The 16,381-nt window shown below is 70.6% G+C and carries 10 protein-coding genes; 7 read left to right on the top strand and 3 right to left on the bottom strand.

The features are described from left to right. Positions 1–235: 235 nt before the first annotated feature. Positions 236–1,693: a peptidoglycan-binding domain-containing protein gene (locus WMF14_RS46615; protein WP_437797167.1), complete on the bottom strand. Its 1,458-nt coding sequence runs from the start codon at positions 1,691–1,693 to the stop codon at positions 236–238. A 533-nt stretch (positions 1,694–2,226) separates the two neighbouring features. Here WMF14_RS46615 and WMF14_RS46610 point away from each other — a divergent pair. Next, positions 2,227–3,327 carry an LLM class flavin-dependent oxidoreductase gene (locus WMF14_RS46610; RefSeq protein ID WP_437797166.1) on the top strand — a complete coding sequence of 367 codons (1,101 nt, stop codon included), beginning with the start codon at positions 2,227–2,229 and terminating at the stop codon, positions 3,325–3,327. A 55-nt stretch (positions 3,328–3,382) separates the two neighbouring features. Here WMF14_RS46610 and WMF14_RS46605 read toward each other — a convergent pair whose 3' ends face one another. Continuing rightward, the gene (locus WMF14_RS46605) at positions 3,383–5,026 is read right to left on the bottom strand and encodes an ATP-binding protein (protein ID WP_437797164.1); all 1,644 of its coding nucleotides are present in this window, start codon (positions 5,024–5,026) and stop codon (positions 3,383–3,385) included. Positions 5,027–5,264: 238 nt separating this feature from the next. Between WMF14_RS46605 and WMF14_RS46600 the strand changes: the two genes are divergently transcribed. From WMF14_RS46600 to WMF14_RS46585, 4 genes are all read left to right on the top strand, one after another. Continuing rightward, a complete protein-coding gene (locus WMF14_RS46600; RefSeq protein ID WP_437797162.1) occupies positions 5,265–5,855 on the top strand; it encodes a Uma2 family endonuclease in 591 nt (196 codons plus the stop codon). 561 nt (positions 5,856–6,416) lie between these two features. Then, on the top strand, positions 6,417–7,181 hold the full coding sequence (locus tag WMF14_RS46595) for an ABC transporter ATP-binding protein (RefSeq protein WP_437326292.1): 765 nt from the start codon (positions 6,417–6,419) through the stop codon (positions 7,179–7,181). Beyond that, positions 7,182–9,302: an FtsX-like permease family protein gene (locus WMF14_RS46590; protein ID WP_437797159.1), complete on the top strand. Its 2,121-nt coding sequence runs from the start codon at positions 7,182–7,184 to the stop codon at positions 9,300–9,302. 703 nt (positions 9,303–10,005) lie between these two features. After that, entirely contained in the window at positions 10,006–11,766 is a 1,761-nt protein-coding gene (locus WMF14_RS46585) for a right-handed parallel beta-helix repeat-containing protein (RefSeq protein WP_437797157.1), read from the top strand. 27 nt (positions 11,767–11,793) lie between these two features. Here WMF14_RS46585 and WMF14_RS46580 read toward each other — a convergent pair whose 3' ends face one another. Beyond that, positions 11,794–12,516 (bottom strand): RNA polymerase sigma factor, encoded by a 723-nt coding sequence (locus WMF14_RS46580; protein ID WP_437797155.1) that lies wholly within the window; start codon positions 12,514–12,516, stop codon positions 11,794–11,796. Positions 12,517–12,975: 459 nt separating this feature from the next. On the opposite strand from WMF14_RS46580, the gene WMF14_RS46575 reads away from it, so the two are divergent. Together WMF14_RS46575 and WMF14_RS46570 are read left to right on the top strand one after the other, a co-directional pair. Next, the gene (locus WMF14_RS46575; protein ID WP_437797153.1) at positions 12,976–14,922 is read left to right on the top strand and encodes a YgiQ family radical SAM protein; all 1,947 of its coding nucleotides are present in this window, start codon (positions 12,976–12,978) and stop codon (positions 14,920–14,922) included. Next, entirely contained in the window at positions 14,897–16,129 is a 1,233-nt protein-coding gene (locus WMF14_RS46570; protein ID WP_437797151.1) for an aminotransferase class V-fold PLP-dependent enzyme, read from the top strand. The genes WMF14_RS46575 and WMF14_RS46570 overlap by 26 nt, the downstream gene beginning before the upstream one ends. Positions 16,130–16,381: the final 252 nt, after the last annotated feature.

Genomic DNA, 16,381 nt, shown 5'->3' with positions numbered 1-16,381 from the left:
CCTGCTCCACACTCGCCAGGAGCACCGCCGCAAGCGTCACCGAATCGTCCGGCCGACCTGAGATCAATGGGTTAGCGCCCACATTCGCCAGGTAGACGTCGGCCTCGACTCCCTCGAAACCCACTGAAACTTGCCCGATGTCGTTTTCCCGCTCCCTGGAGAAGCGACGCCACCAACACCTTATCCCTGCATCGAAGGATCCGCCTTCACGGCCGGGCTCCCCTCCCCGCGAGTTTCACCCCCTGATGGTAGCGCCGTGGATATATGCCGCGAGATCGGCGTACTTCATCCGAAACCGCCCGCCCCCCTCTGGCAGCGGCGCGCGCGGCGGGACGCCCTGGCAGCTGTCCGCCCCCGCAGGGTTGCGCAGGATCACCGACGCAAGCGCACCATCCGCCCCCCTCTCGATCTTCTCGCCCGCGACCCAGTGGTAGCCCCCTTCCCATTTCAGGAGAATCGGCACCTTCTCCCCGCGCCCCAAAGCCCCAGCGACATCATCAGCGACGGACGCCCCGCTGCGCAGCAGCGCCGAGACGCTCGTGTAGCTGCCGCCCATGATGTCCTGGAAGAGGCTCGTGAAATTGCCGAGCGGGACGCGCGAGTCGCCCCCCAGTGCAGCCCAGAACGAGTCGTTGTCCTCGGGGTTGTCGTAATCGAAGATCCAGCTCATCAGGGTCGCGTGGTTCATCAGCGCCGACTGGAACATCCGGTCGATGTCGATTCGGCCCGATGCGTCGCGCGAGATCGCGTTGCGCGGCATCCTGAGCACGCGCCCGGAGCGGAGCGTCACCTCGCCCGCCTCCCGCGTGATCCCGTCGAGGATCCGCGTGAACTCGGCCGGATCGGCGCGCAGCAGGACGTACTCCATCGTCCCCGCGCCGCAGGTGCCGTGGCGCGCCCCCTGCTTGACGCGCAGCGGGTTGTCCACGTGCCGGATCGCCTGCGCGAGCACGAGGTGCGGATCGATGCCGCCCTCGAGCACGAGCCTGCCATCCCGCCGGACGCCCGCCATGGTCGCGAGGTTCGGCAGCAGCGCCCCCGCGTGCAGCCGGCCCGCGGCGAGCAGCCTGCCGAGCGCGGCCAGCGCGCGCGCGTCGCCCCCGAGCGCGCGCCGGACCTCGTCGAGGCGCGCGCTCCGATCGGCGGCCAGCGCGCCTGCAGCGGTGGTCGCGGGCCTGTCGTCGACCGAGTCCACGGCGGGCGGCGGCGTGTCCGGGTCCGGCTCGGCCCCGGGTACGACCCGCGGGAGCCTGCTCGCGTCCGTGAAATAGCCCTGATCGTGGCGCGAGGCCGCGGCGACCGCCTGGACCGCGGACGGCTTGCGGCCGAGCGCCGCCACCTCCTCCGGGCTGAGCCCGGCGGCCCTGGCCAGGGCCTCCTCGAGCGGCTGCGCACGCCGGGCCCCGAGGCGCCTGTCGAGGGCAGCGATCGTCGCCGCATCGACGATGCCCGTCTGCGGCAGGCCCTCCGCGGCTTGCAGCGCGACGATGGCGGCCTGCGTCTTCGGCCCGAACGAGCCGTCGGCCTTCATCGGGTCGCCAAGCGCGATCGCGCCGAGCGCCTCTTGCAAGGCGCGGACGCCGTCGCCGTGCGCCCCCTGCGCCAGCGTCGCAGCGCCCGCCGCGACCGATCGCAACACCTCGTTCGACGCGAGCTCGGGGGCGCCGAGCCCTGTGTTCCCGCTGTCCCCCATGGGTCCCCTCCTGCGATCACCAGACGCGCTGGATCCGTCCCAGGATACCACGCCGCGCCCATCGGTGCGTGCGTCAGGCGGCGCTGCGGTGCGCGGCCGGTTCGGCACCGCGAATTCGCCCTTCAGATCGTGGGACTGCTTTCCATTTTATCATCGGGTCGCGGCGATTGCCTCGGTGCGAAAATCCCTCAGCTCTTGCCGAGCGTCTGCTGGAGCTGATCCACAAGCGCGACAGCCTCCCTCTGTTCGACGGGCGAGGCGTCCAGCACCCGCAGAGCGTCCACGATCTGGCCTCTCGTAAGAACCTGATGTTGACCGCTGAACGGATTCAGCGCCGCGGATCCATACCAGAGTGAATACCTTCCGTCCCAGCAGGAGCGTGCGCCGGAGCATGCAGAGAGCGCCGACATACCGGTCGCCCAACGTGGGTCAGGTCAGCAAGGTGCTCGCGCGAGCTGCACCCCCCTCTGCTGCGTGTGCCCTCTTTCGCTCGCCGTGCACGGCGTGACACCATGGGGGTCGGAGGAGCAGCCATGAAACCGATCGCAGGAGCAGCGGGGGACGGCGGACATCTGGAGCTCGGGATGTTCGGCTCAAACGGTACGGGCCACTCGATGTCGAAGGTCCCCGAGCGATGGTATCCCACCTGGGAGAACAACCGCGACCTGGCGCTCGCAGCCGAGGCGGCTGGCATGGAGTTCCACATCCCGTTCGCGCGCTGGAAAGGCCACGGCGGCGAATCCGACCCCCAGGGCGCCATGCTCGATCCCATCGTCTGGGCGGCGGCCATCCTCGCGATCACGAAGCGGATCAAGGTCTTCACGACCGTGCACACGCCCTTCGTGCACCCCATCGTCATGGCAAAGCACCTGGCCACGATGGATCACATCGGCCCCGGGCGCGTCGGCGTGAACATCGTCAGCGGCTGGGACAGGGAAGAGTTCGAGATGTTCGGCATCCCCCTGCGCGAGCACGATGAGCGATACGAGTACACGAAGGACTGGCTGGACGTGATGCGCACGCTGTGGACGGCGGACGAGCCCGGCGACCATCGGGGCAAATTCTTCGACCTGCCTGGGCTCATCGGCGCACCGAAGCCGCGGGGCAAGATCACCCTGATGAACGCGGGCACGTCCAGCGCTGGCCGGGGATTCGCCGTCGAGCACTGCGATCTGCTGTTCAATATCCTCGTCTCCCCCGAAGCGTGCCGGGAGGAGGTCGCGAAGGTCAAGGAGGCGGCGCGCCGCGTGGGTCGCACCATCGACGTGTACACGACGGCCTGCATCGTCTGTCGTCCCACCCGGAAAGAGGCCGAGGAATACCACGATTACTACTCCCGCGAGATGGCCGACTGGCCCGCGACCGACCACCTCATGCAGCTGCTCGGGATGGACTGTCAGTCCTTCTCCCCGGAATTTTATGCCATGTTCCGGCAGCGATTCGCCGCGGCGCACGGGCACTACTCGATCGCCGGCGATCCGGGCCATGTGGCCGAGGAGATCCGGCGCATCCGTGATACGGGCGTCCGGGGCCTCACCCTCGGATTTATCGACTTCGCCAGCGAGTTCTCCTACTTCAAGGATGAAGTGATGCCACGCCTCGTCGACCTGGGCGTCCGCCGGTCGCCTGGCTGATTCCGCGGTCATGACTCCTCGCCCGCTGGGCCCCGATGGAGACGAGCAGAACGCCTCACGCCCAGCCTTGGGCCGGCCGCGCGTCCGCTGGCAGCCGCATCGTGAACGTCGTGCCGCGACCGGGAGCGCTGTCCACATGGACGCTGCCGCCGTGGGCTTCGGCGCAGGCGCGCACCAGCATCAGACCGAGGCCCCATCCGTGGGCGCGGTGCTCGCCTGCGGCGCGCATGAACGGATCGAACAGCGTCGCTTGCGCCTCCGGCGGGATCGGCGCGCCCTCGTTGTGCACGCTCATCTCGACGCCGTCCCGCTGCTTCGTGATGGCGACGGTGATCGGCGCGTCCTTCGCGCCGTACTTCAGCGCGTTCGAAATCAGGTTCCAGAGCGCGCGTCGCAGCTCCGAGGCACCCCAGATCCCTCGGACGCCCTCGTCCGCATGCAGCACGATGCGGCCAGGGTGATCGGCCGCGATTTCATCGACGAGCTCGCGGCCGATCTCGCTCAGGTTGCACTCCTCGAGCGTGACCGAGAGACGCCGGCCGGCGTGAATCCGATCGGCGTCGAGCAGATCGGTCACCATGCGGTCCGCCCGATCCAGGTTGCGGACGACGACCTCGACCCGCTTCGCGATGCCCGGCCCGGTCGCGTCCGGCTGCGCGGCGAGCAGCGTCGCAGCCATCCTCGCGGCCGACAGCGGACCGCGGAGATCGTGCGCCAGGACCGAGACGAACTGGTTTCGTACCTCGCGCGCGACGCGCAGGGCACCGAGCCGATCGAGCAGCTCCGTGTAGAGTCTGGCGTTATCGAGGTGGAGCGCGAGCCGCTCGCCGACCGCCGCGATACGCCGCGTCTCACGGGCGGTGAACGTCCGCTTCTCACGGAGGCCGATGTACAGGACACCCATGAGAGAACGCTGCGGCGGGAGACGGATGCCGAGCAGCGAGTGGATGCCGCTGTGCCGGAGTCTATCCGGCACGTCGAGCAACGTGGTCTCCACGTCGCGCATCGACATCGCATAGTCCTGCAAGGCGACGGCGCCTGCGAAGGACGATGCGTCGACGGCTCGCACGTACTCGACGAACGGCTCATCGGCCAGGCCCACCGAGGCGACCATCTCCAGCTTCCCGGTCCCGATGTCGTGCAACAGCAGCGCAGCCGTATCGGCGTCCATCGACTCCATGACGACCTCGAGGACCTTCCTCAAACGCCCCGACGACAGGGGCGCCTCTCCGCCGAAAGGCTGCAAGAACGGGTCGTGGAGAAGCCGCAGGTAGCGCTTCTCGGTTTGCTCGTCCTCCAGGAGGTGTTGCCGGAACGCTTGCGCTATGAACACGGAGCGGGCGTGGATCTCGGCGAAGAGGCGCTCGCTCTCCTCCAGGCTCGGCTGCTCTTCGGCGCCTGCGATCGCCCAGGTGCGCACGATCGCACGCCCGAGGATGGCGAACTCTTCCAGCGCGTCCTCGAGGCTGAAGCCGGCGCGCAAGCGTGAGGACACGTGGCTCTCGATGAGCTCGTTTCGCTCGCGGTGCACTTCCTCCCCGTCCCATCCACGCGCAAGCGACCGCACGTACTTGGGCATCATGTTCGTCAGCTCGGGGCCCGCCAGCCCCCGCGCCGCCGCCGCCCTGTTCGCTTCTCTGGCCCAGGATTCGACGATCTCTGGTGCGTGCGCCGCGATGATCTGCTTGATCGTCCGCATCGATACCCTCATGTTCTTGTCGAGGTTATTCTTAGGCGGCTCGACGCGGCTCGTCCCGGTGCGCGTCACCCACGCTCGCTGGCGAGGCTCAAAAGCAACCGACCCCCCACGCGCTCGGGCTCGCCTTGGTGATCGCGGTCGTAGCCCTGCGCCGGTCTCACCGCCCAGGCCGGCGCGCCGGCCTTGCCCTGTTTCTCACCGCCTTGCCTCACCGCCCGTCCCCGGGCAGGCTTCGCCCATGGGCCAGCCCGCCGAGAAGCAGCGCCGCGCCACGTACGCCGATCTCGGCGCCGTCCCGCCGAACAAGGTGGCGGAGCTCGTCCGCGGCACCCTGCACGTGTTCCCCCGACCGGCACCGCGACACGCGAGCGCCGAGAGCGCGCTGCAGGGGGAGCTCTTCGGTCCCTTCCAGCGGGGGCGGGGTGGCCCAGGAGGCTGGCGCATCCTTGTCGAACCCGAGCTCCACTTCCCCGATCCGGACGCGCCGGGGGAGGTCGACGTGCTCGTTCCCGACCTCGCCGGCTGGCGCGCCGAGCGCATGCCCGAGCTGCCCAAGACGGCCTATTTCGCGCTCGCTCCCGACTGGATCTGTGAGGTGCTGAGCGCATCCACGGAGAACGTCGACCGTGACGAGAAGATGCCTATCTACGCGCGCGAGGGCGTGCGGTATGCGTGGCTGGTCGACCCGATCGCGCGGACCCTCGAGGCCTACGTGCTCGACGCGGATCGTCGCTGGGGACCCGCGGCCGTCCACCGCGACACCGCGCGTGTTCGCGTCGTGCCGTTCGAGGCCATCGAGCTCGACCTGTCCGTGCTCTGGGCGGAGTAGCAGGCTGCTACGCTGTGAGCGCCCGGCCATCGCCGTGGGCAAGGCCAATTCTGGTATCCTGCGCGCCCCTCGCCCGGTCCGGGTCAGACCGTCAATGCCGCCCTGACGATCACCGAGGAAGGGCAAGCGCCGCGAGACCTCTCGCTCGCCACCATCGTTGCAGCCGACGGGCGCTGGATCGAGCTCGCGGGCAACTTCGGCCTCGGCTTCACCGCGACGCCTGCCGCCATCGAGCTCAAGCTCTACGGGCCATCGGCGGACGTGGAGCTTTGCGCGGCCGACGTGAAGATCCAGCCCTTGTCCGCCCGCTGATTTACGCGCCGGTGAACGAGCGCTGAACCGACGGCCCCGCCGGCGCATTGCCCCACGCGATCTCCTCGCCCGCCACGGCGACCGCGATCTCCGCGCACTCTCCCTCGGTGACCCGGAGCGCGAGGCGCGCCTGATCCTCGCCGTCCTTTATAAAATGTTGTCTCCGTGAGCGGAGAGACACGCATCGTCGAACCCCCTGACGGTATCATCCACGCGGCAATTTCGACGAGCCCGGCACCGCGCACGCCCATGAGCACCCCCTCGACCCCCGCCTCCGACGAGGCCGTCCTCCGCGTCCGCAACCTGCACAAGTCCCACGCGCTCGGCGCGACGCCCATCGAGGTGCTCCGCGGCGTCGACCTCGACATCCACGCCGGAGAGATGTGCGCGATCATGGGCCCCTCCGGCGTCGGCAAGAGCACGCTGCTCTCGTGCGTCGCGGGCCTCGAGTCGCCCGACAGCGGCGAGATCCGCGTGCTCGGCGAGGACATGGCCGCCCTCGACGAGCACGGGCGGACCCTCCTGCGCCGCCGCCGCGTCGGGATCGTCTACCAGTTCTTCAACCTCGTCCCGACCCTCACCGGCTACGAGAACATCGTCCTCCCCTACCTCATCGACGGCGCCGCGCCCGACCACGACGCCGCCTCGCGCATGCTCGATCGCGTCGGCATGCGCGCCCGCGCCGAGCACCTGCCCTCGCAGATGTCCGGCGGCGAGATGCAGCTCATCTCCATCGCCCGCGCCCTCGTCCGCCGCCCCGCGCTCGTGCTCGCCGACGAGCCGACAGGCAACGTCAACGTCGCGACCGGCCGCCGCATCATGGCGCTGCTCGCGGACGCCCTCCGCGACGCCGGCAGCGCCATGCTCCTCGTCACGCACAACGCCGAGGACGCCGCCCGCGCCCACCGCGTCGTCTTCATGCGCGACGGCCTGCTCCTGCACGACGCGGCCCTCGCGGGCCCCGCCGTCACCTCGGCCGCCGTCCACGATCGGCTGAAAGAGCTCGGCATCTGAATGCTGCTCCTCCTCCGCGCCCTCTTCCAGCCGCTCGTCCGGATCCTCGCCCTGCGCAACCTGCGCGCCGACCGCTTCGGCGCCATGGCCGCCGTGCTCGGCGTCGCCCTCGGCACGGCCACCGTCAACGTCGTCCTCATCCTCGACGTCGGGACGCGCGCCGTCGAGGCGAGGAGCGCCGTCACCAACCCCGATCTCCCCGTCTTCACCGATCAGACCATCACCCTGCGCGGCTTCCGCCCGGACGGGCAGCCCATCGACGCCGAGGACGCCCAGGAGGAGACCCACGAGGACTACGAGATCATGCGGTCCGCGATCCGCCTCGGCTCGCTCTCCGCGTTCCTCGTCGGCGCCCTCATCGTCTTCTTCACCTTCAACGTCGCCGTCGAGCGCCGCCGCCGCGAGATCGCCCTCCTGCGCAGCGCCGGCGCGCTGCCGCCGCAGGTCGCGGCGGTCTTCGTCCTCGAGGCCCTGCTGCTCGGGGTCGGCGGCGCGGCGCTCGGCCTGCTCGGGTCGATCCCGCTCGCGTACCTCGCCGCGAAGGCGGGCATCACGACGACGGGCCGCGCGCGCATCCCGCTCGACGCCATCGTCCTGCCCTGGGGCGCGATGCTGCTCGTCTCCGGCACCGGCGCCCTGACCGCGCTGCTCGGCGTGCTGCGCCCGGTGCGCGACGCGCTCCGCCTCGACATCGCGCGCGCCCTGCGCCCGCGCTTCGTCGAGGGCGGGGCCGAGCAGCGGCGGCGCATGCGCGGCGTCACGCTGCTCGCGCTGCCGTTCATGGTGCTCGTCTACGGCCTGCTGCGCCCGTTCTTCCGGGAGTCCGTCCCGCTGTTCGCCTTCTTCGTGCTCGAGGCGGGCCTCGCGTGCGCGGCGTTCCTCGCCGCCATCGTCTTCGTCCCGGACCTCGTCGCGCGCCTCGGCGCGCTCGCCGTGCGCCTCGCGCCGCGCCGCTGGGCCGCCGAGCGGCTGCTCTTGCGGCGCCGGGTCGAGCACAGCGGCCACGAGCTCGCCTGGAGCGTCGGCGGCGTGATGATGGTGTTCGCCCTCCTGCTCGCGCTGCACATCGCCACCTCGGCGCTCAAGCAGGAGGTCTCGGCCTGGGCCGGCCGCGCCCTCGCGCCCTACGCGTTCCTCTACCCGGACGAGCCGCTCGGCCACGCCGAGCGCCTGCTCCCACGCCTGCCGAAGCGCCTCGTCGCGGCGCGCTTCTCGAGCCGCACCCCGTGGCCCAACGTCGCCTACGCCGTCCCCGCCGACGAGCTCCTCGCGCTCGCCGAGGCCACGGGCCGCGCCGAGTCGATCGCGCTCGCCCGCCGCTTCGGCCCGGGCAAGGCGCTCGTCTCCACGATGATGGCCCGCCGCTTCGGCGTCGGCCCCGGCGACCTGCTCGAGGTGGGCGGCCGCGCCGGCGCGCGCCGCCTCGAGGTCGTCGGCATCACGGACGAGCTCGGCTACGTCCACGCGGCCGGCGCGTACCGCAACCTGCGCACGTACGCGGTCATCGACGCGTCCGACTTCCCGGTCATCTCCCCGTACGCGACCGCGATCGGCCACACGGCGGCGATCGCCGATCCGGTGACGGGCGCCGCGGCGGCGCGGGGCGGGCCTGCGACGCCGCCCTGGGCCGAGCTCCTCGCCGACGTGCCGCGCGCGCGCGACGTCCGGATGCAGACAGGGGCCGAGATCGAGGCCGTCCGCCGGAAGGCGACGGGCCGCGACTTCGTGATCTTCGACATGATCCTCGGCTTCACGACCGTGCTCGCGGCGATCGGCGTGGCGAACCAGATGGTCCTGGCGCTGCACGCGCGGCGCCGGGAGCTCGCGCTGCACCGCGTGCTCGGCATGACGGCGGGGCAGGTCCGCCGGATGGTCCTGATGGAGGGCGCGCTGGTGGGCGCGCTCGGCGGCGCGCTGGCCGTGCTGCTCGGGATCCCTCTCGGCTCCGCGGCGCTCGGCGCGCTGCGCACGGTGTCGACCTTCGAGGTCGAGCTCAGCATCCCGCCGGAGTACGGCCTGTTCACGGCGCTCGGCGCGACGGCGGTGGCGCTCTTCGCGTCGCTCTATCCCGCGCGGAGCGCGGGGCGGAACAACGCGGCGGAGTCGGTCCACTACGAGTGACCACGAGCAGGGGCGCGCGCCCGTCCTTCACGAAACTCGCCCGGCCGTCGCGGGCTCTTCTCCCCCGATCGCCCTCGGCGGGACGCCGCGAAGCGCTCGGACACGGCGCTTGCGCAGAGGCGTTCAGCATGACAAGTCACGTGGCATATCGTGAGCGCGGCCACATCCCCGCGGGCATGTGCGACGGTGCATTCGGCGTTCGGCGCGACGGGCGACTCGCTCTCGAAAGTAACTGTCACGGACAGCCTCGCTAGAACACGGATCACGTCGATCGAGCGAGAAGTGAGCCGCCAAGGCGCCAAGGACGCCAAGAACAGAACACTCTCCTGGCGTCCCTGGCGCCTTGGCGGTTTGAAATCCTGCTCTTTGCTGGCGATTTCAACCCGTTTGTCGCGCTAGCCGTCGACCGCGAGCCGGCGCGCCCCGGCCCCCAGCGTCCCTGGCGTTGACGTGCCCTCTCCGCGCCCGCCAGGGCGGGCCGCTGCGCCGCGCGCGGCGCGCCCGCTCATCAAAATCGCTCAGGCCGGACGCGGAGGAACGTCTGTGTGCTCGCGTCGCGGCGACCCCGGAGAGGTGAGCCTCTCCCTGGCACAGCGGTGCTCCGCTCGACTTCTGCGCTCGCTCCTTGCTCCTGGTGGTGACTGACATCGACGGATCGACCCTCGTCCGAGAGGAGGTATGTGTGGTATTGGATCAGCGGTTTGTGCAGATCTGGATCGGAGTCCTGCTCGCGCTCGCCTCCGCTCCAGCCGGAGCGGCGCCGCCCGCGGAGAGCACCGCCCGCTCCGAGGCGGGCTGGGGATATCACCCCCCTCCGGAGGAGCGCGCCGTGTCCTCCCAGGGGTTCTGCAGCCTCGATCAGCCCTACACCGAGCCGCCCTTCCTGGCAGACCAGACGACCGGCATCGCTTGCCCCGGTTACGCGACGCAATCGCCGCTCTGCACGGGGCCTTTCTGCCCGGCCAACCGCGTTTGCCCGGGGACGAGGACGCTGCACGAGGACCTGAATGCTTGCGACGGGGCAGGCTGCTGCCTGCCAGGCTCCGTCGACCCGGACGGCGTGGTCGACGTCCTGCCCTACCTGGCGAGGCCGGCGGAATGGCCCTTCTCCGCCGACGCGTCCGTCGACCGCAGCACGAACGTCGACGACAGCCCGGGCATCGCGACGGCCATCGAGTGCGCGGCGTCGCTGAGCGCCAGCAGGCGCACCGTGGCTTTCGCTGCCGGGCGTTACGTGCTGCGCACCCCGCTGCGGCCTCACCATGACGCGCTCACCCTGGAGGGACCGGAGCTGTCTCCCGAGGCCCCCCCGGGCGATCCCAGCACCGCGACCCTCGTGGCGATCCCCTGCAATCCGGAGCAGTACCCCGGGGCCATCCAGGTCACCAGGGTCGTCAAGCCGGACGGGACCATCATCAGCGCGGTCCAGGGGCTCTGGATCCGCAATCTGCAGATCGCGATCACGGAGGGGCCACGCACGAAGGCGAACAGCGGCATCCAGCTGAACACCTGCTCGGACTGCAAGGTGGAGAACGTCATCCTGCGGTACTCGCCCCTCGTTCCCCAGCTACCTTCCTGCAAGCCGAGCAACCTGGAGGGCATCGGCTTCACCTGGGGCTCCGGGGGCGTCATCCGCAACGTGCTCGTGGATGGCTTCTCGAAGAGCGGCATCTACCTGTCCTCCATCGCCGGGTACCACGACACGCCGCCCATCCTCGTGGAGAACTGCGAGATCAGGAACATCGACGGCCCGGTCAGCGCCAGCGGGATCAAGATCGTCACCGCCAACGTGACCGTGCGAAATTGCCACGTGCACCACAACATGATCCATCCCGGCGACGGCTCCACCACGGTCAGCGGCGGGCATGGCATCTGGATCTCCACCCAGATCTCCCCTGGGCCCGGGATTCCGAGCCCGGTGCCGTACAACGTCGTGGTCAAGGACAGCTACTTTCATCACAACGGCGGCTCCGGCGTCGTGCTCGCGAGCCCCCTCGAGAACGAGCGTCCGAAGGGGATCCTGATCAAGAGGGTCAAGTTCGCTTACAACGGGGGCCATGGCGTCCACGTGCAGGCTGGCGCCGGCGTGGAGTTCTTGGACGTCTGGTCCTGGGGCAACGCGCTCTACGGCGTGCTCGTGAGCTCGCGGACGACGCTGCCCGCGACCTCGACCCGGGTAGAGGATGTGACCCTGGAGAACCTGCTCGTCTTCGACAATGCCCTGCGCTTCACGTCGGGCTCCTATCCCGGTATCAGGATAGAGGCCAGCGACGTCACGATCCACGGCGGTGCGGTGGCCCGCTGCGAGCCCTGGCGCGGGATGCAGTCGCGATCCATCCAGCAGCAATGCTGGCTGTCGGGTCCGGCCGGCGCCCAGGTGCTCTCCCATCCGGAAGAGAACGTCATCTCGGACGTGCGCACCGATGGCCTGAGCGCGCCGGAGGTGCTGGCGTGCCCCTATTGACGAGCGGCCAGGGCGCGCTGCGCCGGCTCAGGTCCCCCGCCTGCGCCGCCGGGGGGCCGGCCGGCGGCGCGTCGTCGCCTCGGCGGCGAACGGCCTGTCGCCGAGGCGCAGCGCGTTCCGCTGCTCCGGGTCGAGCCGCTTCACCGCCGCCCGGAAGTCCTCCCGGGCCAGCCGTAGCCGGTTCTGCCCTGTATTCTCGTTGATCTGGAGCTCCCGGGCGATGTCCACGACCGGGATCTCCAGCATGTCGTGCATCACCAGCATGACCCGCCGCTGCGGGTCGAGGCTGGCGAGCAGCGCGTCGATCACCTCGGCCCGCTCCATCGCCTCCAGCCGCTGCTCCAGAGGGGACCGGCGGTCGACGCCGGCAGAGAGGGCGATGAGCCGCAGGCCGTCCGGGATCTCGCGGCGCCGATACGCCCGGTCGCGGTAGTGGCTGACCTGCCGCCACGCGATCCCGTAGAGCCACCGGTAGAGCGAGTCCCACACCCGCCGCGGCTGCGGCTGCCCCTCCCCGATCCACGGGAGCACCTCGCTGAGCGGCACCGGCTCGTGGTCCTCGTCCTCGAAGTCGTCCTCGAAGAAGTCGTCCTCGTCGCGCCGCCCCTGCAACGCGCGCAGCAGGCGGCTCGCGTCGAAGGTCTCCAGATTGCGGTAAGCGGCGAGGAGGACGTCGTAAACCACGTCCTCGCGATCGTTCGCCCCCACGCCGAAGCCCCGGAGCAGCCCGCGAAGGAAGGGAACGCCCACCTCGTGCACCACAGCGAAGCTGAGATGTTTGGCGCGGAGGGCATCATCTGATCGTGATTCCACATATTATTTTTACGAACCCTCTTTCCGGGTCGTTTTGGAACCCTCCCCCGCGCGCCAAAACCCCTTGTTTTGAAGCGTTTTTTGACGACCTCGCCAGCGGCTGACGCCGTGTGGAACGCGCGGCTCCCCGCGGCGGTGCGCGCAGCCCTCATGTCGCGTCCGGAGATCCGATGCGCCGGTGAGCAGAAGCCGTGACCTGCTGGCCGGGTATCGTGCAATTTGTGCGTTTCTCCCGGGAAAACGCGGGCTGCGCCCTCCCGCCGGCCCCCCGCGCGCCGGCCTCGGCCGCGGCCCCGCGGGGCTCCCCGGCGCCGTCACGCCGTCACGCCGTCCCCTCGCCCCCGCCGGGGCCGCCCCCTTGCCGCCCGCTCTTCCGGCCCGTAGGGTGACGGCGCCGTGCCCCTCACCCAGCTCCGCCGAAGCGCCGGCGCCGCCCCCCGGGACCTGACCGCCTTCCTGCCGACGACCCGGGAGGAGATGCGCGCCCGGGGCTGGGACGCGCTCGACATCCTGCTCGTCAACGGCGACGCCTACGTCGACCACCCGGCGTTCGGCGCCGCGATCATCGGCCGCTTCCTCGAGGGGCGCGGCTTCCGGGTCGGCATCGTCTCGCAGCCCGGCTACCAGGACACGAGCGACCTCCTGCGGATGGGGGTGCCCCGGCTCATGGTCGGGGTCACCGCCGGCAACCTCGACTCGATGCTGAACAAGCTCACCGCGCAGAAGAAAGTGCGCAGCGAGGACCAGTACTCGCCGGGCGGGCAGGTGGGCCTCCGCCCCAACCGGGCCTCGATCGTCTACGCGAACCTCTGCCGCCAGGCGTTCCCCGGCGTCCCCATCGTCCTCGGCGGCATCGAGGCGTCGCTCCGGCGCATCGCCCACTACGACTACTGGTCCGACCAGGTCCGCCGCTCGGTCCTGCTCGACGCCAAGGCCGACATGCTCATCTTCGGCATGGGCGAGAAGGCCGTCTGGGAGGTCGCCGATCGCCTCCGGCGCGGCGAGCCCGTCCGGTCGATCCGCGACGTCAGGGGCACCGCCGTCCCCCTGCGCAAGGGCGAGTGGGAGCAGATCGAGGGCTCCCGCTACGTCGCCGACGGCAAGGCGGTGATCCTCCTGAGCTACGAGGAGGTCGCCGCGGACAAGGGCGCCTTCGCGGAGATGTCGCGCGCCTTCCAGTTCGAGACGAACCCCGGCAACGCCCGCCCGCTGCTCCAGGCGCACGGCGCCGAGGCGGTGTACTTCAACCCGCCCGCGTTCCCGCTGGAGACGGGCCAGATGGACGCGCTCTACGACCTGCCGTTCACGCGGGTGCCGCACTGGTCGTACGACGCGCCCATCCCCGCGTACGAGACGGTGAAGCACTCGGTCGTCACGATGCGCGGCTGCTTCGGCGGCTGCACGTTCTGCTCGATCACCGAGCACGAGGGCCGGGTGATCCAGTCGCGCTCGGCCGACAGCATCCTGCGCGAGGTGCGGGCGCTGCGGCGCATGGACGGCTTCCGCGGCGTGCTCAGCGACCTCGGCGGGCCGACGGCGAACATGTACCAGATGCGGTGCAAGGACGAGGCGATCGAGAACGCCTGCCGGCGGCTCTCGTGCGTCTTCCCCGAGGTCTGCGAGAACCTGAACACCGACCACGGCCCGCTGCTCAAGCTGATGAAGGCGGTGCGCGAGGAGCAGGGGATCAAGAAGGTCTTCATCGCCTCGGGCGTGCGCTACGACCTCGCGGAGCGGTCGCCCGAGTTCATCGAGGAGCTCGCCGCGCACCACACGGGCGGCCAGCTCTCGGTCGCCCCGGAGCACAACAAGAAGGACGTGCTCGACAAGATGAAGAAGCCGGGCATCGAGAGCTACGAGCGCTTCGCCGAGCAGTTCCGGTGCGCGAGCGAGGAGGCCGGCAAGAACCAGTTCCTCGTGCCCTACTTCATCTCGGGGCACCCCGGCTCGACGCTGCGGGACATGGTCGACCTCGCGATCTACCTGAAGAAGAGCGGGATGAGGCCGCGCCAGGTGCAGGACTTCATCCCGACGCCGATGTCGATGGCGGCCTGCATGTACCACACGGGGATCGACCCGCTCACGCGGGAGCCTGTGTACACGGCGAAGGACCTGCGCGAGAAGAAGCTCCAGAAGGCGCTGCTCCTCTACTGGGACCCGGCGCACCACGACGAGGCGCGGGAGGCCCTGATCAAGGCGGGCCGCGGGGATCTCATCGGCACGAAGCCGCACTGCCTCGTGCCGCCGGCGGCCGGGAAGGGGGCGCCGCCGCGCTACCTCGCCAAGGTCCGCGGGGAGCGCCGGGGGAAGCCTGCCGATGCGACACACCGCCGAAATCGATAGGGATCGGGCGTTCACCGCGAAGCTCGGCGATCGCGGGCTGTTCCCTCACCTCGCGCCGCTCGTCTACGTGAACCACGCGGGGATCTCGCCGCCGTCGCGGCCGGTGCGCCTCGCGATGACGGCGCTGCTCGACGACTACGCCGCGCAGGGGGCGGCCGCGTACCCGGCGTGGCACGCGCAGCGGCTCCGCCTGCGGGAGAAGCTCGGCCGGCTCATCGGCGCCGCGACGGCAGGTGACGACATCGCGCTGGTCCAGAGCACGACGCGCGGGCTCACGGACATCGCGCTGTGCTTCCCCTGGCGGCCGCGCGACCGGGTGATCCTCTTCGAGGGGGAGTTCCCGGCCAACGTGACCCCGTGGCAGCGCGCGGCCGCGATCTTCGGCCTGGAGGTCGTCTTCCTGCCGCTCGGCGGCTTCGCGGACGGCAGCGGCTCGGGCCTCGCCCGGCTGGAGGGCGAGCTCGAGCGCGGGGCGCGGCTCGTCGCGGTGAGCGCCGTGCAGTTCCAGACGGGGCTCAGGATGCCGCTCGCGGAGATCGGCGCGCTCTGCCGCGCGCACGGCGCCGAGCTCTGCGTGGACGCCGTGCAGGCGATCGGCGCGACGCCGGTGGACGTCGAGGTGGCCGGGGTCGATTACCTCGCGTGCGGCGGCCACAAGTGGCTGATGGGGCTGGAGGGCACGGGCTTCCTGTACATCCGCCGCGAGCGCCTGCCGTCGCTGCGGCCCGCGGTGGCGGGCTGGCTGAGCCACGAGGACGCCGTGAGCTTCCTGCTCCAGGGCCCGGGCAAGCTCCGGTACGACCGGCCGATCCGGCAGCGCGCCGACTTCGTCGAGGGCGGCAACCTCAACGCCGCGGGCTTCGCGGGGCTGGAGGCGGCGGTGGACCTCATCCTGCAGATCGGGGTCGAGCGGATCCACGAGCACGCGAACCGGTTCCTCGACCCGCTCGAGGAGGCGCTCCGGGAGCGCGGTTGGGAGAGCCTCCGGCCGGCAGATCCGGCGCTGCGGGGCTGCTCGCTCGGGGTGAGGCCGCCGGGCGGCGCCTCGGTGGTCGAGCTGTACCGCGAGCTCACCCGCCTCGGGATCGCCTGCGCGATCCCGGACGGCGTGCTGCGCTTCTCGCCGCACTGGCCCAACGCGCTGGACGAGTGGGAGCAGGTGCTGCTGTCGGCCGACGAGGCGCTCGGGCGGATCGCGACCGGGTGAGCCGGCGTCGCGCGCGGCGCGTCGCCCAATGCCGTCGCGATAGCTGTCTGACATCCACGCATTGAAGGACCCACCTTCACACCACAACCTATCGATACAGCGCCCCGACTCAACGTCATCGAGGCTCGCCCTCCTTGACACGCGCGAAACCGAAGAGGACGATGACAACGGCGAATAAGGACGAGACCGTCCTTCGCGTGACCTAACCATCCGCGTGTGCTCGTGCGCTGGCGCGCTCCGCAAGGCGCTCGA

This window comes from Sorangium sp. So ce693 (assembly GCF_051521375.1).
GTDB lineage: Bacteria > Myxococcota_A > Polyangia > Polyangiales > Polyangiaceae > Sorangium > Sorangium atrum.
Note: the sequence above shows the minus strand (reverse complement) of the source record. Positions and strands in the feature narration are given on the sequence as shown.

What these genes read in the sequence shown, in the direction of transcription:
- WMF14_RS46615 (WP_437797167.1), bottom strand. Translation starts at nt 1,693, where the DNA reads ATGGGGGACAGCGGGAACACAGGGCTCGGCGCCCCCGAGCTCGCGTCG.
- WMF14_RS46610 (WP_437797166.1), top strand. Translation starts at nt 2,227, where the DNA reads ATGAAACCGATCGCAGGAGCAGCGGGGGACGGCGGACATCTGGAGCTC.
- WMF14_RS46605 (WP_437797164.1), bottom strand. Translation starts at nt 5,026, where the DNA reads ATGCGGACGATCAAGCAGATCATCGCGGCGCACGCACCAGAGATCGTC.
- WMF14_RS46600 (WP_437797162.1), top strand. Translation starts at nt 5,265, where the DNA reads ATGGGCCAGCCCGCCGAGAAGCAGCGCCGCGCCACGTACGCCGATCTC.
- WMF14_RS46595 (WP_437326292.1), top strand. Translation starts at nt 6,417, where the DNA reads ATGAGCACCCCCTCGACCCCCGCCTCCGACGAGGCCGTCCTCCGCGTC.
- WMF14_RS46590 (WP_437797159.1), top strand. Translation starts at nt 7,182, where the DNA reads ATGCTGCTCCTCCTCCGCGCCCTCTTCCAGCCGCTCGTCCGGATCCTC.
- WMF14_RS46570 (WP_437797151.1), top strand. Translation starts at nt 14,897, where the DNA reads ATGCGACACACCGCCGAAATCGATAGGGATCGGGCGTTCACCGCGAAG.